We start from the raw sequence: 21,724 nt of genomic DNA on the forward strand, positions 1-21,724 counted from the left end.
CTTAATTTTCGGTAAAGCGTAAATGGTTAGTTTCTCCCCCTTGGGGAGATGTCCGTTAGGACAGAGGAGCTCTCCTTTATCACAAAAACATAAACAGGAAAGTGGTCGCTATACCCACCAGAAAAATGGCCTTCTGCGAAACTTCTAAACGGATAGCCTTTATACCTTCCTTTTTTGTTTATTAAATAATGTTTATTGAAAATACCGGCTTTATAAAAGCGAAACGACGTATAGTCTTTTTCCAATAACGGTTTTGTTATTAGTATTTGATCAAACAAACTCCAGACATCTCTGTAAGCCGTGGTACCCAAACCATTTTTAAAGAAGCTTTCAAATGGATTGTAGATGCCTTTAAGGCCTACGCGGTTTTTATTCTTTTTGGCTTTTAAAACTGTTTTTAGACTGGCATTGGTGGGATCATCATTTAAATCACCCATAGTGAAAATTTTGGCATAGGGATCAATAGATTGTAGCGAATCTATAATATGTTTGTTCAGCTTTGCTGCTGCCACCCGTTTAGGCCGACTTTTGGCTTCACCACCACGCCTGGATGGCCAATGATTAACAATAATGTGGATAAGTTCGCCATCGAGAATCCCACTAACCAATAGTTGGTCACGGGTATAAATACGTTTTCTGGTGGTATCATCAAAAATTTTCAATTCATGTTTACTGGTATATGTTGGTGTAAAAAGTTGTTTTTGGTAGAGTAGGGCAACATCTATGCCCCGGGCATCAGGAGAATTGAAATGTACGATGCCATAATCTTTTTTAAGTAATAAGGGGTGGTTTACCAAATGTTCCAGTACTTGCCTGTTTTCAATTTCCGAAACACCTAAAATGGCTGGTGAATTATGTACGGTTTCTGTTCCAATATCTGCAATGACCTTAGCCATATTATTCAGTTTCTTTTTAAAAACTTCAGACTTATTGGTTTTTAGCTCCATGATAGGGCTTGCTTCATCAAATGTATTGGGATCGTTGATGGTGTCGAACAAGTTTTCAAGATTATAAAATGCTATAGTATGTATGGTATACTTTTTTTCTTGGGCCTTAGCATTAAAAATTAGACAGATTAATACTAGAAACAATAGGGGTTTTAATGTATTCATCAATAAAATTAATTATTATTTTGTTTGTATTTAATTACATAATTTAAAATAAATATATAATATTCTTACAAAATAATGTAAATTAGACAGCCCTAATTCTATGATGAATCTGTTAATTAAAAATTTACATGAGAATACTGTCACTTATTTTGTTATGGATATTTCCATTTTTTACACTATTTGCACAGCAAACAATTATTAAAGGGAGTATTAAAGAATCAAGATCTTTTGAGCCCATTGCAGATGTCTCTGTAACCATCGAAAAGACTAGCCTAATTACGCAAACAAATACATTGGGTGAGTTTCAATTTGCGGCCAACATCCCATTGGGCGAACAGGTCTTAAAAGTTTCCAAAGTAGGTTACATCACTAAACGATATCCTATAGTTGTGAATGAACATCAAACGGTGAACATTACCGATATGACTATGGAAGTAGATGTATCATCACGTGAGTTATTTACCATAACACTTACAGATGATGAACTTAATGACGATACTAGTGGAGCCGATAATATTTCTGGGCTATTGGCTTCATCGTTAGATGTGTTTCAAAGAACGGCCGCTTTCGAGTGGAGCTCCTCGTTTTTTAAGGTAAGAGGCTTAGGTTCTGAAAATGGTACTGTTTTAATAAATGGTATTGCAATGAATAAGCTGTATAACGGAAGACCGCAATGGAGTAACTGGGGTAGTTTAAACGATGTTATGCGTAACCAAGAATTGGCTTGGGGTTTAACACCTTCAGCTTATAGTTTTGGAGGTATTCTTGGCACTACAAATATTAATGTGAGGGCATCACAATCCAGACCGGGTGGGCGTATAACCTATTCGTCATCCAATAGAAGTTACACCAATCGTTTAATGGCTACCTATGCCTCTGGACTGTTAAAAAATAATTGGGCGTTTACGCTATCACTAGGGAGACGTTGGGGTGATGAAGGATATCAAGACGCTACATTGTACAGCGCGAATTCCTTTTTTGCTTCCGTAGAAAAGAAAATCAAAGACAAGCATAGTCTTAATTTCGTATTGATTTATGCGCCTAACAAACGTGGAAAATCCTCGCCAAATACGCAAGAAGTTTACAATCTAAAAGGCATTAAATACAATGAATATTGGGGAGATTTAAATGGCGAGAAACGCAACTCCCGTATTAAAAAAGTTGATGAGCCCATTTTAATGTTAAACCATTATTGGGACATGTCAAGTAAAACAACATTAAATACCAATGTAGGATATCAGTTTGGTAAGTTAGGGAATAGCCGATTGGATTATTCGGGAGGAGCTAACCCAAGTCCAACATATTACCAAAAGCTACCAAGTTATGCCTTGTCGGATCCCGATGGACCAGATTACGCATCGGCCTATCAACTCGAACAACGTTTTATTGAAGACGGTCAAATAAGTTGGGAACCTATTCTTGACGCTAATTTGACTAATAACATTGGCGGTTTAAATGCAGCTTATGCGTTGTATGAAGATAGAGTAGACGATAAGCAGTTGACCATTAACTCCATTTTAAGTTCAGAAATTAATGAGCACATCTTATTAAATGCCTCGATTAACTATAAAAGTCTTAGATCTGAAAATTTTGCTGAAGTATTAGATTTATTGGGCTCAAATGTAGGGCTCTTAAATGTCGATTCATTTGATAATTACCAATATGATGCCCAAAATCCAGATAGATTGGTGGGCAAAGGCGATAAATATAGATATAATTATAGCCTATATGCCGATGTTATTTCGGGTTATGCACAAGGACAATTCAACTATAATAAGATAGATTTTTACCTTTCGGCAAGTATTACCAAGACCTCATACCAAAGGGAAGGTCTTTGGGAACATAGCCGATTTGCAGGAGAACAATCTTACGGTAAAGGGAAAAAAATATCTTTTAAGGGAATAGGAACTAAAGCAGGGCTTACCTATAAAATTACAGGGAAGCATTTAATAAATATGAATGTGGGTTACGTTACGAAAGCACCGTCTTTAGGCAATACCTTTTCCAATTCCAGAGAGAACCATAGCATTGTAAAGCAAATAGGTGTAGAAAAAATAATGGCTGTAGATGCGAGCTATATTTATAGGTCGCCTACTGTAAAAGCAAAACTTACAGGTTACTATCTAACCGTTAAAGATGCCAATGAAGTGGGCTTCTATTTTGCTGATGGGTTAAGCGGAAGTGAAAATATCCAAGACAACCAAACATCGGCATTTGTACAGGAAATTTTGCAAGGTGTCAATAAAAAACACTTTGGAGCAGAATTAGGCATTGAGGTCCAAGTTACGCCAACCATTAATTTGAAGGGGGCAGCTTCGGTAGGTCAATTTACCTATAACAATAACCCTAACCTATATTTAACATCCTCCAGCTTTACCACTCCCGATGGTTCAATTTCCTATGGGCAGGCCAATTTAAAAGACTATAAAATAGCTGGTGGTCCGCAACGTGCCTATTCAGTTGGATTTGAATACAGGGACCCCGATTATTGGTGGTTTGGAGCTATGGCAAACTTTTTTACGAATACGTACTCAGATATTAATACGCTTACCCGAACAGAAAATTTTTATTTGGATGCCGATGGACTTCCTTTTAACGATTATGATCCAGAAATAGCTAGGGCATTATTAAAGCAAGAAAAGTTCGATGACTATATGGTGGTTAATATGGTTGGAGGTAAATCTTGGAGAATATTGGGAAAGTACCTGAGTGTTTTTGCTAGTATTAATAACCTTTTGAATAGGGAATATAAAACAGGAGGTTTTGAGCAAGGGCGTAACGCGAATTACAGAGCGTTGAGGGATGATAATGCAAATCCTAAACGTGTGTTTGGACCAAAGTATTGGTACGGTAGAGGTACAACCTTCTTTGTTAATGTAAACCTTAGATTTTAAAAAAATAATATCAACTAATTATGAGAATCAATACATTTTTAACAGGGCTATTGGCATCCATGCTTTCGTTAACGTCTTGTGTACAGGATAACGATTATGCCATTCCCGAAAGTTTAGGAAAAGAAGAACACACTAAGCTGAATGAATTGTTGGGCAAAATTGAATCTAATGAAGTTCAATTGAAAGCAATAGATGAGGTAAAAGCCCTTTTTGTTAATGGCGAGGCAAGATTTTTGGAATCTGAAATTGCAGTGAAGGGCTATGTCTCTTCAAGTGACAGAACAGGAAATTTTTATAAAGAATTTTTTATCCAAGACAGTCCAGAAAATCCAACAGCAGCCCTTAAGGTAGTTATAAACCAATCCAATACCTACAATCAGTTTAATGTAGGTAGGGAAGTTTACTTGTATTTAAAGGGATTGTACATAGGAGAGACCAATGCCAGTACAAGTAATAGGCAAATAGATGTAATTACCATAGGAGGTAAATATGACGATTCTAATGGTGATATTTTAGGGATTACCCAAAATCAAATAGGAGACCATGTGTTTAGATCTTCTGAAACAAAGGAATTGGTGCCTTTGGAGTTAAGCATCACAGATGTAGAAGAGTCCCATGTGGGGATGTTTGTTAAATTGGTAGATGTTCAATTTTCCTTAGAGTTAGAAGGGGAGCCTTATGTAGACCCAACAGACGATTTCGATTCACAGAGAACCATTACAAGTTGCACAGACACTTCAAGTTTTATAATGGAAACAAGTTCTTTTGCCAGTTTTAGAGATATAACACTTCCAACAAGTGGTAAAGGTTCAATTTCGGGTATTATAAATTCAACTTACAACGGGTATAACTTAGTGATTAATATTAACAATCCTGATGATGTTATTATGGATGGTAATCGCTGCGACCCATTATTCTTCGATACGTTCAACCAAGGCAATTTAGATAATTGGACGGTTTACAGTGTTACGGGTGAAGAGACATGGTATTACAACTCCTTTGGAAATCCAACTGATAGCGCGACCATGTCTGGATTTAATGGAGAAAGTAGAGCTAACGAAGATTGGTTGATTTCTAAAGCTATAGATTTATCCAATTATACCACGGCAACATTTGCTTTTCAATCGGTTGTTAGGTACAGTGGCCCAGTTTTGGAAGTTTACATGTCAACAGACTATAATGGAGGTAATCCAACCACAGATGGTACATGGGAGGCTTTGGAAGTAACATTAGATGCCAATACGGGCAGTTGGTCGTCCTGGACTAACTCAGGTGAGGTAGATGTGTCTGCAGCAGCAGGGGGCAATTTGTATATTGCATTTAAATATACGTCCACAACAACTTCATCTGCAACTTATGAAATTGACAATGTAGAAGTTAAAGGGGAATAGGTTGCCCAATGTATTTTATAACGTGAATCTTGGATAAAGACATACATAAGTTAAGTTATTTCTTAAAAATAGCATACACAGGAAAATGGTCGCTATAGCCGCCCTTATATTTTTTTCCGAGATAGGTTCTAAAGGGAGACCCTTTATAAGGCCCATGAAAGAGTTTTAAAAAGTCTTCATCAAAAATGTCGGCCTTAAAAAATTCATAGTTTTGGTTAGAGCTTTTTAAAAAGTTAATGGTAAAGAAAATTTGATCGAACAGGCTCCACTTTCTGTTATGGTATACAGAGCCCCTACTATAGGAGCGTAAGGTTTCCATGGGATTGAATAAGTTGAAATTATGGACTATTTGTTTAACGCTTATATTATTGGGTTCATCATTAAAATCGCCAATAACAATTATTTTAGGGTCTTCAAACTGCAATTGCAGTGTTTTTATAATGTCGCTAACTTTATTCGAGGAAGCCAAACGCTTAGTTTCGGTTTCTTTTTCGCCTTCCCGCCTGGAGGACCAGTGGTTTACAATAATATGGATTTGCTCACCATCAAGTAATCCGGTTACCAATAAAATATCCCTTGTATAATCGGGTAAGCCATTGTCGTTTGTTAGTTGTATGGTGTAGGGTTCAGAATCAAGGACTTCAAAAGCGGTGGTATCATATAATAAAGCGACATCAATACCACGTTCATCTGGTGAATCGTAATGTACGTAGTTGTAATTGCAGTCTTCCAAATGCTTGGAGCTAATAAGATCTTCAATAACCTTGGCATTTTCAACTTCAGCTAAGCCCACAAGTGTTGGATGTTTCCCTGTTTCATGTTTCCCAATATTGGAAATGGCAAAACCCAATTTCCTTAGCTTGTTTTCATAGCGTTTAGGAGTCCATTTTTTAGCTGATATCGGTAGAAAATCATTGTCGTTGGTATACTTATCATCAACTAAATCGAATAAGTTTTCAAGGTTGTAAAATGCAATGGTTTGCATGTTGTGATGCACTTGGAGCTGTTCTTGGTAATCTGTCATAAATCAAAATTATCCCTAAAAATATAAAAATTAAAGTGGCTACAATTATGTAACTTTGTGCATTATTTTTTTATATGATTGAGAAGAAGGACATTGAGCTAGAAAAAACAGTATTAATAGGTATTATTACTAAAGATCAAGACGAAGATAAATCTAAGGAATATTTAGATGAACTGGAGTTTTTAACCTATACGGCAGGCGGTGAAGTGGTGAGACGTTTTACCCAAAAGATGGATAAGCCAGATCCTAGGACTTTTATTGGTTCTGGGAAAATGGAGGATGTGCGCCAGTTTATTGAAGACCATGAGGTTGGCACTGCTATTTTCGATGACGAACTCTCTGCAGCTCAGGAACGCAATATTAGCAAGATTCTTAATGTGAAGGTATTGGACAGGACCAATTTAATCCTCGATATTTTCGCCCAACGCGCCCAAACCAGTTATGCCAGAACACAAGTGGAATTGGCACAATGCGAATATTTGCTACCACGTTTAAGAGGGATGTGGACCCACCTTGAACGCCAAAAAGGAGGGATAGGAATGCGTGGTCCTGGGGAAACCGAAATAGAAACCGATAGACGTATTGTTCGCGATAAAATAGCCTTGCTTAAAGAGCGTATTAAAACCATAGATAAACAAATGGCGGTACAGCGTGGCAATCGAGGCAAAATGGTTCGTGTGGCTTTGGTAGGATATACCAATGTTGGGAAGTCTACCTTAATGAACGTGATTAGTAAAAGTGAAGTCTTCGCAGAAAACAAGTTGTTTGCAACGCTCGATACTACGGTAAGAAAAGTGGTTATTCAAAACCTGCCCTTTTTGTTAAGTGACACGGTAGGGTTTATTCGCAAATTACCTACCCAATTGGTCGAAAGCTTTAAAAGTACTTTAGATGAGGTTAGGGAAGCCGATTTATTATTGCACGTGGTAGATATTTCACATCCTAATTTTGAAGAGCATATAGAGTCTGTAAACAAAATTTTAGGTGAGATTGACAGTAGCGATAAACCAACGATTATGGTGTTCAACAAAATAGATGCTTATAAAGCGGAGCCTTTTGATGATACCGACTTAGAAATCGAAAAAACGGAGCGGCATTATACCTTAGAAGAATGGAAAAGTACCTGGATGAGTAAAGTGGGGAACAATGCTTTGTTTATTTCTGCGTTAAATAAGAAAAACTTAGAAGATTTTAAGAAGCGGGTTTACGATGAGGTTCGTGAAATTCACGTTACGCGTTTTCCATACAACCACTTTTTGTATCCAGACTATAATGAGGAAACAGGAGAGCTTTAAACTTACCTAAACTTAATATTCCAGGATAAGCCAATGTCGAAAATCCAGAAATAGTTACCGGGATCAAAACTAATTTCTTGATGCACCACACCAGAACGGATGCCCCAAGCATTTTTATCATTTTTGGAAGTGAAAAAATAGCCTAAGTTTAGTTTTTGGGATTTTAGGTTGATAATGGCGTTTTCGTTGTCTTCGAATGCGAATCTGTAAACTTCTGGAGAAAACCCAATGCCACCATCAATGCTAAAATAGTTATTGGCATCTTTTCTGTACTTTCTGTAGTTTAAAGTTCCAGATAAACTCGAGCCAGAATCGCTAGGCGTAAGGTATGAACGGAAAGACCAGTAACTATTACCCGTGTACCATCCAACAGATCCAGTATAAATAGTAGTGGTTTCACTGTATTGCAATGCTCTAAAACCTAAAGAAGCTTCAAAGCTTTTGGGGAGTGATTTGTAAAGCTCGGCACCGTATCGAATATCTGGATATAAAAATGAATTTGACACCCCGAAATTAGCATAGGCATATAAGCCTTTTGTGATTTTTGGGTATAGGTCGATTTCAAATTGAACGCCATTTTCAGAAAAGCGTCTGCTAAAATTTACTTTTGCATTTAAGCTTCCGTATTTTGTTTGTCGGCCATATTGTACTAAATAATATTGCATGGGATCAAAGACTTCAGAATATATTTCTACTGAAGATCGTATTCCAATAGAGTTGCGACTTAATTTAAGAGTTAAACTGTTATTGTAGTTTTTGGCCTTTTCATGGGTTGGGTGTTTCGATAGTAAATAGGTTATGGTTTCCAATGCCGTTTCGGGTTTACCCAGATCTTCTTCTGCACTGGCTTTTAAGTATAATAAATCTGGGTTATCGGGAAAATGCTTTAAAGCTTCATTTGCCATTTTTAGGGCATCGAAAGGCGCATCGTCATACAACTCGTTTTTAATGGCTGCTTCCCAAGTATCTTTACGGTCTGGGTCGTTTTTTAATACATATTCGAACGCTTCTCTGGCATTTTTGTAATCGCCGTCCCAGGAATAGGTGCTTGCTAAAAATGAACGGATATCATGGTAATTGGGATACTTTGTTAATATTAACCTTAAGGTGTCCTGTGCTTGTTTCCGTTGTTTGTTAAAAGCGAGCTCTCGGGCAACCTTAAAAGCAGCATCAGGGTCGCCATTAAATGTTTTTTGTTGACCGTAAAAACAAAAAGTAGTTACAAAAAATAATATAAATAGGAGTTTATTCATCTTGGCTAGGAGCCTTTACTATAAGGCTTTTTTAAATGTTAAGTATTCAGAATGGTTTGGGTGTGTTTTAATAAGGCTATCTATAACGATGTTAGCTCGTTTAGCATTTTCCAAGCGTTTATAGGCATGGGCCATTTTAAAACCTAAAGCAGGGTTTGCAATGTTGTTTTTTAAGGCTTGAGTATAAATTGCTTCCGACTTTTCTTCTTGTTCAGACCACCAGTATAGATCCAACAACGCGAGATAACTGTCGTAGTAATAAGGTGTTCGTTTAATAACATTCAATAATTCTGTTTCAGCATTAGCATAATCGCCATCCCAAGCCAATGTGCGACCTTTTAAGGTTCTGGCATCCGAATGGTTGGGCAGTTCGTTCAAAATGTAATCGCATAATAATCGGGCCGTATCCCGTTCTTTTTTAAACGCTTTGTCCCGGGCAATTTCAAATGTTTGATCGAAGTTTAGACCATTGGTTAACGTATTGATCATGGCAAGTTGTTCTTGCGAAAAATCAATGCTTGGTTTTACATAAATATTAAGTGAATCTGGAAAAATTTTATTACGCTGTGTTACGTAGACATTCATTTTTTTAAAAGCCATTAAAGAGTCGGCCATAGATTTTATAATGGCCTCTTCTGTAACTTTATAGGTTCCAAAGTTTTCATTGACTTTATAGAGTTCCCCATCAGAATATAAGTAGTCTTTATACATAAAGTCATTAATACTGCCCTTGTAACGCATTAGCGGTATTTTGTGGATGTTTCTAAAGGTTTTGGAGGTATCTAAACCATCGCCCATCCAGGCAGTCTCTCCTATATCGTTAAATTTATAGTTCGTTTTTAAAAACGAAAGTAAGCTGGGTGCTACATCCCAATGTGATGACACCGATTTGAATTTTTCCGGGTGCTTCAACATAGGGCTATAGATGTACAAAGGCACATGAAATCGACATAGCTTGTCCTTTTGAGCTATGGGAATGAGTCTGTGGTCGCCGGTAATTATAAAAATAGTATTGCTGAAATCTTCCCTTTTAGCATAGGCATTCATAAAATCCTTGATACTGTTGTCGGTGTAAAACAAGCTAGTGTAAATGTCCTTGTGCGCTATAATATCTTCTTTAGGAAGGTTTAAATTAGCGGTTGAATTTAAGATATTGTCCACCTTTGTTTCGTAAAAAGGTTTGTTGGGAAAATTAAAAGGCTCGTGGTTAGATAGTGTCATAATAATATCTAACCTTGGTTGCTTATTCCCATCTAATGAAGCCAGGGTTTTTTTGAATATTTCTGCATCTGGATAACCCCAGGAGAAGCCTCCGGAATTGGCTTCCGTTTTTATGTATTCCGGGCCATATTTGTTTTCATCAATAACATGGTCAATGTCATTATATTCAAAAAAGTTAATCTTTTTATCGAAGCTGGATTGGTCCCCCGAATAATAGGAGGTTGTATAACCATTAGCTTTTAGTGCGCTAATAAGGGATATATGGGATGGCGTTTTGGGCAGTTCTAAAAAGCCTGTCTCTCCAAAAGGCAAGGATCCCAATAAGGAGGGTATAACACCAAATGTACGCCCTGTTGTGCTTAAAAAATTCTCCCAATACAACGATTTTGAAATTAGGCCGTCTAAATAGGGGGTAAAGCCACTATAAGTTTGGTCTCCTATAAATTCACTTCCAAGACCTTCTACTATTATGATGACTATGTTTGGCTTTTCCTCTTTAATGTTGAAAAATGGCGTCAACACATCTTTTGTGTCATTAAATGGCTTTAGTAAAGGGTAGTCGTTTCTGTTTGAAAGATTATAGGCATTTAATTGTCTTTTTTCGGTTTGAAATTTTATAATATCCTGTGTTAAAAAGGCGATTTTGTTTTGAAACTTTGCTTCAGATGTATTGGGAAGTACTAATTTCAAACTTCCGGAGATCAAAATTAAAAGTGCTCCGGTTGCAATCAGCGCTCTATTGTTGGCGTACTTATTAATTATTTTAAATATGAAAAAGAATAGTGCAGGGAATAGTATAAAAGGAATAAAGTAAGTGATAGAGAACGATTCTGAAGCTGAAACGGTATTAAAAATATCGTCAATTGAATAGCCCAACAAATCGGCTCCCAAATTTATTAAGGTGGTAAGGCTGTATTTTACCAATGCAAACTGGATTATTACAATACAAGTAAATAATATCTTGATGATGGTGTAAGACCATGTTTTAGCGAGATCATTAATGAGGATGTATAAGGGGGCAAATAGAACGCTTATGATAAGGCCACACCAAAAGTCGTTAACTAATTTTATTAGTAACGCTAATAAAATATTGGTATAAGTTGTATTGGAAACAATAAGCTCATACAAACTAGAAAACCATAGAGCAGCGATAAGGGCGAAGCTTAATTGGAGGTATTTGTAAATGTCTTTGGTTTGAAAACTAAATGTCATGAATTAATTTTTTTGAAAGCAACTTTGATTAAACGGTTACCAGTCCTTTTCTTACCATACTTCCCCATTTCTTTTTCTTATTGAAGAAGTAATCGAAATTCCCGCGAATTGCGGCGTATAATATAAATGGATGTAGCAAGAAAGGTTCTAAAGCACTTAGTAGTACCAGTTTAATACCGGTGCCTTTCTTTTTGTATTGATGAAAGGTTAACTCTTCCGAATAAATAGCGATAATAGAAAACAATACAGAGAACATGTAGGACAGGACTAAAAATGCTAATGCGTATTCCCATTTCACTTCTTGTAGAACAATTAAAATAGCAAAGTAAATAAGACCAATAACTTCTATAATTGGAGCCAGACGTTCAAAAATGAGCCAATAGGGATAGCTTAGCATGCCAAAGGATCCATATTTGGGGTTAAATCCAATTTTCCTATGCTTTTTTAAAGTTTCTATCGTGCCCCTAGTCCATCGGTTACGTTGGGAAATAAATATTTTATAACTGTCTGGAGCTTCTGTCCAGCACAAAGGATCAGGAATATAAGAAACCCTGTATTTTTCATTTTTCTCCTCCATATAGCGCCGCATACGAACAATAATTTCCATGTCCTCACCAACGGTATTAGTGTCGTATCCGCCCACTGCAATAGCTATTTCCTTATCAAATATCCCGAAAGCTCCAGAGATAACCAATAATCCATTTAATCGGCTCCATGCCATACGCCCCAGTAAAAAGGCTCTTAAATATTCTAAGATCTGTGACTGTACCAGTAAATTCTTCGGTAAATTAACATCTATTAGTTTACCACCACGAATAATGCATGAATTGGCAATTCTAATAACACCACCGGCAGCAATGACCCTAGTGTTTGTTTCATCTAGAAAAGGTTTTATCATTTTTTGCAGAGCGTCTTCCAGTAATAAGCAATCCACATCTATACAAGCAACATATTTACTTTTGCTAATGTTCAATCCCATGTTTAGGGCATCTGCTTTACCCCCATTTTCTTTATCCACTACCATAAGTTTTTCGAAAGCAGGGTTTTTGGATTTGAAAACCCCGGCACGCAGCGGTTTGGTTTTTATTTTCTCATTAACGATATAGTCTATTTTTTCTAAGTCGTAAGCTTCAATGAGTTTTTCTAAACTATCATCCTTACTACCATCGTTTACTATAATAACATTGTAGTTTACATAGTGGTTGGATAAAAGCGACCTCACATTTTCAACCACGTTAAGACTTTCGTTATAGGCAGGGGCAATAATAGTTATGGAAGGCGACATGGCAGAGGATAAAATATCCTTATAATGAACAAAACTGTTTTTTTTAAGGTATTCGAGTGTTTCCTTTCCTGAAATTATCGATAATATAATATAGGAGACAATAGCTAGGAAAGCATATCCAAAAAACAAGTAATGCAGTATTTGTAAAATGATTTTTACGGTACTAGTATCCATAGTTATAAGGTGTTTACTAATTTTATCATGGACGAGTCTTTCTCGGTTGTGGTTGTTTCGCTCAATCCCATATATTTATCAATATTGATGGATTTCAATATTTTAAGGGCTAAAAGCTGGATTTCAAAGTTTTTATGGAACAGGTATTTTTCAACAAAAGGCTCGTCTGAAGGCATTACTAATTTCTCCAGCATACCAAAGAAACAAATTTGCTCTTCTAAACTCAGGTCATTAAAGTTAGCCTTTAATAGTTCTTTGGCTTCAACGCCATATAGATGTGTTAATACCTGAATGGCAGATATTCTAATTTGTTTTTTGGGATGCGCCAACAATTCCATTAGGGTGTCCTGGACTTCAAATTGATTATAGATTTGGGCTAATTTTAAGGCAAAGAGAACAACGGAATCATTGGTTGATTTTAACCAAGGTCTTATATCGCATATCTGTTGGTCGTCAAATTTCTGTAGGGTTTCCAATAATTGTATTTGGGCCCATTCCGAAAGCGGAGTTGTTAAATTGTTTAAAAAGGAAAGCCCTTCAAATCTAAACAAACTCACTAAATACAGCTGTGTTTCTTTGCGTACTTCACTTCTTGGGTGGTTTACAAATTTTGAAACTTTATGGTGCGCTTCATCAATTTTAAACCGTGTTAGTTCACCAATACCTTTGGCAATGATGTGCCAGCGTTTGCTTTCCAAGCGTTTTAGGGCATAATTTATTAGTCCGGTATTGTAATACAATTGTTTGATGGAGACAGACATTTCGCCTGACACTTCATTCATTAAGTTGTATAAAACGGATATAATTATTTTTCGTTTGGACTTTATAGAAACAGATGCTTTTAACTTTTGAATGATGCTGTCTTGTAGTTCGTTAATTTTACCTGTTGTATCGCCAGAATAAAGGTATTCTATAAGGTATGCTTCGTACTCGTTTTTAAATTGTGCATTGTCCTTATCCTTTTTTCTAAGGTGGAAACGCATTATTTTAAGATATATAGAAAGTAAAATAATGACAGATAGTAAGACACAACTTGCAATCCAAGCGACTTGAATTAACAAAGGAGATTCGTTAAAATTGGCTGAGAGGGGAAGGTTGTCTATCATGAGGTGTGAGAGATGAAGAATTGATTTAACTTATTGGTATTACTGTAAGTAACCGTTTTACTCTGATGACGAGTTCATTTGGGCTAAAGGGTTTGCCCATAAAATCATTAGCTCCCAAGTTGAAGGCTTTAAGCACCATTTCTTCTTGTCCTGCAGCCGAAAAAACAATAATGGGGGTGTCCATGTCAAGTTTAATCCTTACGTGGCTAATCACTTCAAGGCCACTTATAAAGGGCATCATGATATCGGTTATAATAAGATCTGGTTCGTGTGTTTCAATAAGATCTAAGGCATCTTTGCCATCTTTGGCCATGAATAATTCATAGCCTTCTTTTTCCAATCGAAACTTTAATAATAAGGAAAGTGTGGTATTGTCTTCGGCTAAAACAATTTTTTTCATACTCGTAGGTGTTAGTTAGTTCAAGCGATTTGGTTTCTAAAAATTAATGGTTGTTAATTCTTAGGGTTGGTTTGGTTCACGCCTTAAATCGGGTTAAAGATATAAAAAAATCGATGAAATGCAAATATTTTAGTTAAAATGCATTAATAATTATGAAGAACTCTGAAGTGATGCGTGTTTACCAGTCCAAATTTTTACATGCTGTGGCGTGTATTTCTTTAAGAAGATGGGGTGATAAAAGCTATTTGGTCTGAAGGATTCGGATAAGCTATTGGTTAATATAAACTAATGAAGGTTAACGTTATTGAGTAGGGAAATTATTTGGTGGTCTTAATGGAGGTAACAATGGGTTGGGGTAAAAGAAAAAAAATCCCAGGGTGTTATATCTCCCTGGGATTTGAGCTTGGTTTATCTTAACTTAAGGCTTTATTGCGTTACAATAAAGTTATTATTCTCGAACCAATTTATGGGTCTCAACAGTAGTGTTGCCTATTAGCTTAAGGAAATAAATACCTTTGCTGTTTAAGGATTTAGGTGTTAAAGCAAATTCCTTTTTACCGTTAATATCCTTTTTGAATATGATGCGCCCAGAAACATCAAATAGAACAGCTTCCTTAAACTCTTGTAATAGCTTAACCGTTATTTGTGATGAAAACGGATTGGGTGTAATTACTGTCTTAGATAATATAGTATTATCTTGATTGTTAACCGCTACGGCCTCTGTTTTTGTATTGGAACCACTTCCTTTAGCTTGATTTCCAGATCCAGTGTAGGTTGTCCAGTTAATGTTGTCATAAGTGATGGTATTGGTCTCGGTGTTGGGAGAAATATTTCTAAATGTTAAAATAAAATCACCTGTAACAGGGGTAGCAAGGCTATACGTAATGGTGTATTTTACACCATTTTTAGTGGACCGCTTTTCATCAAAAGAATCACTTTGCAGAACAGTTCCATTAGAATCACTAACAATAATTTCCATGGTTCTTGTGTTTTTTGAACCCCACTTTTTCATACAATCTATGGTGATTTCACTAACACCGCCAGATATAACAGAAGAGGTGATTTCCCCTCCAATGCCATTATTTGTCGATTTGCCTCCCATATACAGGCATTTTCCTGTGCCAAAATAAGAGGCACTCGTTTTCTTAACACCCTGTGAAAGCGTCCATGTAACATTATTGTCGCCAACAAAAGAATCAGGGCCCCAAGTATCATCGGCTGGAGAGTTTTCAAAGGTTTCAGTATATGTGGTTACTGATGGCGCTTCGGTTACTGTTACATTAGTAACATCTGTATAATTACCATCGTTCGTGGTTACTGTAATTACAGCAGTCCCCACGGCTATTGCCGTAACCACCCCATTACTGTCTACCGTTGCTATGCTAATATCTGAGGAAGACCATGATACCGTTTTATTGGTCGCATGTAATGGGAAAACCGTTTCCGTCAAGTCCTGTGTGCTCCCTACTACTAAGGATGCCGTAGTTGGCGATACACTTACACCTGTTGCAGGTACATTCGCTCCTCCGGTTACCCAATCAGGTAATCCCCCTTGTAAGCGATAAGCCAATTGTGCTTCATATAATGATTCTTCATCAACATGGCTGCCTGGCGATTCATTTTCTTGATATTGATTAACTTCGGAAGACATGGTAAACCCTTTTAATCCGGAAATGATGGGCGTTATAACCTTACCATAATTTGTTTCTGTATTAGGTCGCCATGATTTCACGTCCGTACTTTTGTAAGACACACCTTCAAAGTTCCAAAGCACCAGATACTTTAAATGATTGGGCAAAGCAGCGGTAGAGCCTCCCATGTTAAGAAAGAACCCGCCTTTGCAAACATCAAATAAATTGACCCTAGGCTGGCTCGCATGGGAATCCATACCAGAATTCCCGTTCTGTGGAGACTCATTCCTCCATAGCACATTGCCTATTGAAACGGAATTGAGTCCACACCCATGCCAAATGCCTGTAGTAGCATCTATATTTCTTCCTACAAGGCACCTTGTTGCCGAATTGGTGCTAATATAATTATGCCCTGGGTTATTAACATACCTATTGTCCAACGCAGAACAGTAGGCCGAAAATTTAAATTGGGCCACTTGTGACATATCTGAAAATTCTACATTGGTGATCCAACCATTCACCACATGGTTAAACTGGATACCGCTCCACCCCGAGGAACTTAAATAGGCATGTGGGCCACTTTTACTCTCATTAGGATACAATTCCTGTGGGGCCTGATGGTGCAAATGTTTCCATATAAAGCCCCCTGTATATTTTAAATCCTGTATCCCGACTTCTTCAAGGGCCTTAAAATTATTGATTTTCCAATTGTAAGTTGCATTAATTGCCCTATGGATGGGATCCTTAAATATAATGGTGTTGCCATTTATAGCAGCCACTTTATGGATTTCCCTTACTTCAACCCCATCGTTAACCATCTTTAGGTTTTGGGGCTGATAAAGGTCGGCCGTAGTATAAGGGTACAATTCTTCATCGACAAAATTAGTATTTGTATTTTTAACATACAGTTCCACCCACTGCCCTACACTAATTCCTGAAGCGTCTGCCACCTCTACTGAATAGGTTTCCCTTTCGGCATCGCCAGTTACATCGGTAATATAATTATTTACGGAATCCTCGCCGTTCCAGAACAAAAATAAATAAGGACACACCCAATCATTGGTTGCCATATTGGGATGTGTGGTATTATCCTTTTGGTACAATTCGGTACCGTCAGATCCAGAGCCACTGCCCTTAATTACAATATTGCTTTTTGATATCCGTATCACCTCTGCTGGGTCGTCAACACTTGCGTCATTTACAATAAAACGCCCAGGGGGAAAAAAAACAATACCGCCATTGGGATTGGCCTCTGCTGCTGCAATGGCCAATTTTATGGCTTCTTTGTCTGAAATTCCGTCATTGGCCACGGCTCCATAGGCTGCATCCGTAACATCATAAACCTGTTGCGTAAACGACGAAGGCAAACCAACCTCTCCATGTTGATATCCTGCAAAACTAAAATCGGGCAGCGTTGGTGTGTAGTCATTATTAGGATCGCTATCCTTTAAATTATCTTGTGCCGTTTTCCAGTTTTGATATAAAGCACTAGGGTTTTGGGCTTTTCCTTGGGTAAAAGCCAAGCTTAATAGCACAATAACAAGGTATTGTGCGATGGTAGTTTTTTTCATGATTTTTAGTTTAGTTATACAAATGGTTAAATTTTTGTCGTTTAAAGATTGGAACTCAAAATTATTTTGGAGAGGGGTAAGCTGTTCATGTTCAGGGGGTAAATAGATCGGGTCTTTTTAACTCCTTTATTTTACTGGCCTAAATCGCTATTAAAGGATTTGGAAAAAAAGTAAAAAACATCGTTTATCGGACTAAATGAAAGTTGTCTTAAAGATTTAATCAACAATTTTAGCAGGGGTTAACTGTATAATTAGGTTAGTAAAGGCTATTGGTTATAGGAATAGGGAATAAAATACTCAGGGCGTTTTTAACGCCCTGAGTTTTGAGTTTAGTTATATTTTTATAAGCAATGATATAACTGTATTGTTATAAAAAGCAATTATTTGTGAATCAATTTATGGGTCTCAACAGTATTAGCTCCTATAAGCTGAAGGAAATACATCCCTTTACTGTTTAAGGATTTTGGTGTTAGAACAAATTCCTTTTCACCGCTAATGTTTTGTTTGAATACGGTACGTCCAGCCACATCAAAAAGAACAGCTTCATTGAATTCCTGGGATAACTTAACTATAATATATGTTGAGAATGGATTTGGCGCAACGATTGTCTTAGACAAAGCGACAGGGTTTTGGTCGTTAATTGCTTTATGTGTCTTCGAACCACTTCCTTTAGCCGACGACCCTGACGTGTAAGTAGTCCAGGAAATATTGTCTATGCCTACCGGGGCGCCTACAGACGTAACGGGAGATATGTTCCTAATGGTAATGGTATAATCGCCGCTAATGTTCAACACACTTGAGGGAACCGTAACCGTATACAGTACATTCTGGGTACTATTAACTGGTGAAGTATACTTTAAGTTTCCATTAATTAATACCTCAATCTGCCTGCCTTCTGTTTCATATAGGTTCTTACAGTCGAACGATAGGGCGCTTATGCCATCTGACAATGTTGAGGACGTAATTTCACCCCCAATGCCACCGTTTGCCTTTTTTCCTTGTACGTATATAAACTTTCCATCCATATAGTTCAAATTTGATTGCTTTACTCCATCGGATGATGTCCAAGTCAGACCATTCATATAGCCTGTTATCGTCGCTGGGCCCCAAGCTTCAGATCCAGCAGAATTAACAAAGGTCTCATTATAGGTTTTTTCGCTAACAATTACCGTGCGAGCTACCTGGGTAGCTGCATTGCCCGAAATGTCACTTACATTATAGGTTACCGTATAAGTGCCTGCTTTGTTGGTATCTACGGGGTTTACCGTAACAATTTCAGTTGTAATATCTCCATCCAGATTATCATCGGCAGTGGCTCCGGCATCACTGTAGGTGTCTCCTATTGTTAAGTTTACTGTTTGAGAGCCCAATAAGGTGATTTCTGGAGGTGTAAGGTCTTTTGGAGTCCACGCAATATTATCAATGGCTATTGAGTTACCTGCTGTATCATCCGAAATATTTCTAATGGTTATGGTAAAATCGCCAGTAATATCTAATGTAGGTACAACAACTGCATAAATATTACCATGAGTACTAGGAGTACTTGTATGTACAGAGGTTCCATTAATAAGTACTTCGATGATCCTATCAACATTATTGGGCCATAGATTCTTACATTCTATGGATAAACCAATTATCCCCCCATGTATGGTAGAGGAAGTGATTTCTGCACCAATACCGTTATTTTTTCTTTTGCCCTCCATGTATATGTTCTTACCACTATTTAGATATATTCCACTTGTTTGTTTAACGCCTTCAGATGTGTTCCATGTAACATTATTGTCTCCAACGAAAGAATCAGGCCCCCAAGAAGTATCGGCTAGGGAATTTTCAAAAGTTTCTATCTTTCCCGCTTCCAATGTTACAGCTGTTACAGAAGCAGCATCAGATACAGTCCCTGAATATATTGTCTTTACATAAAAGGTATGGCTAGTCTCTGGCACTAGGGCATTTGGTGTAAAGGTTGTCTCCGAAAAATTGGAATCTGTTAGTAGCGTAGTACCGTCAAACACTTGGTATTTTGTTTCATTGCCAATGGAGGCATCCCACGTTAGTTTTACTGAGGTTGGGGTTATTTCGCTTGCTGTTAAATTTGTTGGAGTAGCAACCCAACTAGGTAATGTCCCCAAACGATAATTTAATTGGGTTTCATATAAAGATTCTTCATCAACATGAGTGCCTGGGGATTCGTTTACTTGATACTGGTTAGCTTCAGTAGACATGGTAAACCCCTTTAATCCAGAAATGATGGGCATTATAACCTTGCCATATTTTGTGTCGTTATTAGGGCGCCACGATCTCACATCCGTACTTTGGTAAGACGTACCTTCAAAGTTCCAAAGCACCAGATACTTTAAATGATTGGGCAAAGCTTTAACATTGCCTCCCATGTTAATAAAGAATCCGCCTTTGCAAGCATCATATAAATTGGCCCTGGGCTGGCTTGCATGGGAATCCATACCGGAATTCCCATTCTGTGGATTCTCATTTCTCCATAGTACATTGCCTATTGAAATGGCAGAGAGCCCGCAGCCATGCCATATACCATCGGTGGTACTATCTATATTCCTGCCAATAAGACATCCTGTAGACGAATTAGCATTAAAAAAAGTATGTCCTGCATTCCCTGTATATTTATTATTCAACGCAGAACAGTAGGCCGAAAATTTAAAGTCTGCCACCTGCGACATATCTGAAAATTCTACATTGGTAATCCAGCCATTCACTACATGGTCAAACTGGATACCGCTCCACCCCGAGGAACTTAAATAGGCATGTGGCCCACTTTTAGCCTCGCCAGGATACAATTCCTGTGGCGCCCGATGGTGCAAATGTTTCCATATAAAGCCCCCTGTATATTTTAAATCCTGTACCCCTACTTCTTCAAGCGCCTTAAAATTATTGATTTGCCAATTATAAGTCGCCTTAATAGCTCTATGAATAGGTTCCTTAAATGTAATTGTATTGCCGTTTATAGCAACCACCTTATGGATTTCCCTTACTTCAACCCCTTTATTTACAATATCTAAATTTGTGGGACCATAAAGGCTATCTTTAGTGTAAGGTGACAATTCCTCATTTACGAAGGTAGTATCCGTGTTCTTAACATACAGTTCTATCCACTGCCCTACGGTAATTCCTGAAGCGCTTGCCACCTCTACTGAGTATGTTTCCCTTTCGGCATCGCCAGTTACATCGGTGATTTTAGTATTTGCGGAATCCTCGCCGTTCCAAAACAAAAACAAGTAAGGGCACACCCAATCCTTGGTTGCCATATCTGCATGTGTGGTATTGTGCTTTTGGTACAATTCTGTACCTCCTTCTCCAGAGCCACTGCCCTTAATTACAATATTGCTCTTTGAAATTCTTATCGCCTCACTGAGGTTATCTACAAGGCTGTCATTAACCACAAAACGTCCTGGAGGAAAGAAAACAATACCGCCATTGGAATTGGCCTCTGCAGCGGCAATAGCCTTTTTTATGGCTGCTTTATCTGAAATGGTGTCATTAGCGACGGCACCATAGGCTGGATCGGTAACATCATAAACGTCTTGCGTAAACGACGATGGTAAGGCATCCTCTCCATGATGGTATCCTGCAAAACTGAAGTCGGGCAGTGTTGGGGTATAATCGTTATTGGGGTCACTGTCCTTTAAATTATCTTGTGCCGTTTTCCAGTTTTGATATAATGCACTGGGGTTTTGGGCTTTTATCTGGCTAAAAGCTAAGCTTAGTAACACAATAATAGCATATTGCGCGTAGATAGTTTTTTTCATGATTTTGAGAGTTTAATTAAATGAGAGTATAGTTTTTGATATCTGCAAGTTAGGAACTCAAGATTGTTTTACAGGGTGGTAATCTGTTCATCTACAAGGGGTAAACAGGTCTAGGGTTTAAAACTCCTTATTTTTTGTGGACTAAAAAATCACTTCAATCAAAAAAAGAAAAGAAAAACTATCGTTTATTGGACCAAATGAAAGTTGTGCTTAGAATACAAAGAGCAATTGTTGATTGGGATTAAAATACCATTTGGATATGAAAGGTCATTTGGGCTTGGTTATTAAAGATTAAAAACCTTTTTTGTTATTCGTAATGAGGGTAAGTAGAAAGTTAATATGAGAAAGGGAAAACCTTGGGTGTAATCAATAGACGTTT

12 protein-coding genes are annotated in these 21,724 nt (G+C 37.5%); 3 read left to right on the top strand and 9 right to left on the bottom strand.

Annotated elements, in window-relative coordinates:
* Nucleotides 1–26: 26 nt before the first annotated feature.
* Nucleotides 27–1,112 carry an endonuclease/exonuclease/phosphatase family protein gene (locus tag MR062_RS09060; RefSeq protein ID WP_242203835.1) on the bottom strand — a complete coding sequence of 362 codons (1,086 nt, stop codon included), beginning with the start codon at nt 1,110–1,112 and terminating at the stop codon, nt 27–29.
* A 128-nt stretch (nt 1,113–1,240) separates the two neighbouring features.
* On the opposite strand from MR062_RS09060, the gene MR062_RS09065 reads away from it, so the two are divergent.
* Together MR062_RS09065 and MR062_RS09070 are read left to right on the top strand one after the other, a co-directional pair.
* Entirely contained in the window at nt 1,241–4,006 is a 2,766-nt protein-coding gene (locus tag MR062_RS09065; protein WP_242203836.1) for a carboxypeptidase-like regulatory domain-containing protein, read from the top strand.
* A 20-nt stretch (nt 4,007–4,026) separates the two neighbouring features.
* On the top strand, nt 4,027–5,397 hold the full coding sequence (locus tag MR062_RS09070) for a DUF5689 domain-containing protein (RefSeq protein WP_242203837.1): 1,371 nt from the start codon (nt 4,027–4,029) through the stop codon (nt 5,395–5,397).
* A 55-nt stretch (nt 5,398–5,452) separates the two neighbouring features.
* Here the strand turns inward: MR062_RS09070 and MR062_RS09075 are convergent, their stop codons facing one another.
* Nucleotides 5,453–6,421 carry an endonuclease/exonuclease/phosphatase family protein gene (locus tag MR062_RS09075; protein WP_242203838.1) on the bottom strand — a complete coding sequence of 323 codons (969 nt, stop codon included), beginning with the start codon at nt 6,419–6,421 and terminating at the stop codon, nt 5,453–5,455.
* Between the two features lie 74 nt (nt 6,422–6,495).
* Here MR062_RS09075 and hflX point away from each other — a divergent pair, with 74 nt between their 5' ends.
* Nucleotides 6,496–7,716, top strand: a complete 1,221-nt coding sequence (gene hflX, locus MR062_RS09080) for a GTPase HflX (RefSeq protein ID WP_242203839.1) — start codon at nt 6,496–6,498, stop codon at nt 7,714–7,716.
* Nucleotides 7,717–7,718: 2 nt separating this feature from the next.
* Here the strand turns inward: hflX and MR062_RS09085 are convergent, their stop codons facing one another.
* The 7 genes from MR062_RS09085 to MR062_RS09115 form a co-directional block, all read right to left on the bottom strand.
* Complete coding sequence (locus MR062_RS09085; RefSeq protein WP_242203840.1) at nt 7,719–8,969, bottom strand: YaiO family outer membrane beta-barrel protein; 1,251 nt, start codon at nt 8,967–8,969, stop codon at nt 7,719–7,721.
* 18 nt (nt 8,970–8,987) lie between these two features.
* Nucleotides 8,988–11,402 (bottom strand): LTA synthase family protein, encoded by a 2,415-nt coding sequence (locus tag MR062_RS09090; RefSeq protein WP_242203841.1) that lies wholly within the window; start codon nt 11,400–11,402, stop codon nt 8,988–8,990.
* 28 nt (nt 11,403–11,430) lie between these two features.
* Entirely contained in the window at nt 11,431–12,861 is a 1,431-nt protein-coding gene (locus MR062_RS09095) for a glycosyltransferase family 2 protein (protein ID WP_242203842.1), read from the bottom strand.
* A 2-nt stretch (nt 12,862–12,863) separates the two neighbouring features.
* On the bottom strand, nt 12,864–13,844 hold the full coding sequence (locus MR062_RS09100; protein WP_242203843.1) for a HEAT repeat domain-containing protein: 981 nt from the start codon (nt 13,842–13,844) through the stop codon (nt 12,864–12,866).
* Between the two features lie 148 nt (nt 13,845–13,992).
* Nucleotides 13,993–14,367, bottom strand: coding sequence for a response regulator transcription factor (locus tag MR062_RS09105; RefSeq protein ID WP_242203844.1), 375 nt, complete (start codon nt 14,365–14,367; stop codon nt 13,993–13,995).
* A 448-nt stretch (nt 14,368–14,815) separates the two neighbouring features.
* A complete protein-coding gene (locus MR062_RS09110) occupies nt 14,816–17,569 on the bottom strand; it encodes a DUF4955 domain-containing protein (protein WP_242203845.1) in 2,754 nt (917 codons plus the stop codon).
* 380 nt (nt 17,570–17,949) lie between these two features.
* Nucleotides 17,950–21,345 carry a DUF4955 domain-containing protein gene (locus tag MR062_RS09115; protein ID WP_242203846.1) on the bottom strand — a complete coding sequence of 1,132 codons (3,396 nt, stop codon included), beginning with the start codon at nt 21,343–21,345 and terminating at the stop codon, nt 17,950–17,952.
* Nucleotides 21,346–21,724 lie beyond the last annotated feature (379 nt).

This window comes from Aestuariivivens insulae (assembly GCF_022662195.1).
GTDB lineage: Bacteria > Bacteroidota > Bacteroidia > Flavobacteriales > Flavobacteriaceae > Aestuariivivens > Aestuariivivens insulae.

Excerpts from the sequence above, each read along its gene's own strand:
- MR062_RS09060 (WP_242203835.1), bottom strand. The coding sequence starts at position 1,112 with ATGAATACATTAAAACCCCTATTGTTTCTAGTATTAATCTGTCTAATT.
- MR062_RS09065 (WP_242203836.1), top strand. The coding sequence starts at position 1,241 with ATGAGAATACTGTCACTTATTTTGTTATGGATATTTCCATTTTTTACA.
- MR062_RS09070 (WP_242203837.1), top strand. The coding sequence starts at position 4,027 with ATGAGAATCAATACATTTTTAACAGGGCTATTGGCATCCATGCTTTCG.
- MR062_RS09075 (WP_242203838.1), bottom strand. The coding sequence starts at position 6,421 with ATGACAGATTACCAAGAACAGCTCCAAGTGCATCACAACATGCAAACC.
- hflX (WP_242203839.1), top strand. The coding sequence starts at position 6,496 with ATGATTGAGAAGAAGGACATTGAGCTAGAAAAAACAGTATTAATAGGT.
- MR062_RS09085 (WP_242203840.1), bottom strand. The coding sequence starts at position 8,969 with ATGAATAAACTCCTATTTATATTATTTTTTGTAACTACTTTTTGTTTT.
- MR062_RS09090 (WP_242203841.1), bottom strand. The coding sequence starts at position 11,402 with ATGACATTTAGTTTTCAAACCAAAGACATTTACAAATACCTCCAATTA.
- MR062_RS09095 (WP_242203842.1), bottom strand. The coding sequence starts at position 12,861 with ATGGATACTAGTACCGTAAAAATCATTTTACAAATACTGCATTACTTG.
- MR062_RS09100 (WP_242203843.1), bottom strand. The coding sequence starts at position 13,844 with ATGCGTTTCCACCTTAGAAAAAAGGATAAGGACAATGCACAATTTAAA.
- MR062_RS09105 (WP_242203844.1), bottom strand. The coding sequence starts at position 14,367 with ATGAAAAAAATTGTTTTAGCCGAAGACAATACCACACTTTCCTTATTA.
- MR062_RS09110 (WP_242203845.1), bottom strand. The coding sequence starts at position 17,569 with ATGAAAAAAACTACCATCGCACAATACCTTGTTATTGTGCTATTAAGC.
- MR062_RS09115 (WP_242203846.1), bottom strand. The coding sequence starts at position 21,345 with ATGAAAAAAACTATCTACGCGCAATATGCTATTATTGTGTTACTAAGC.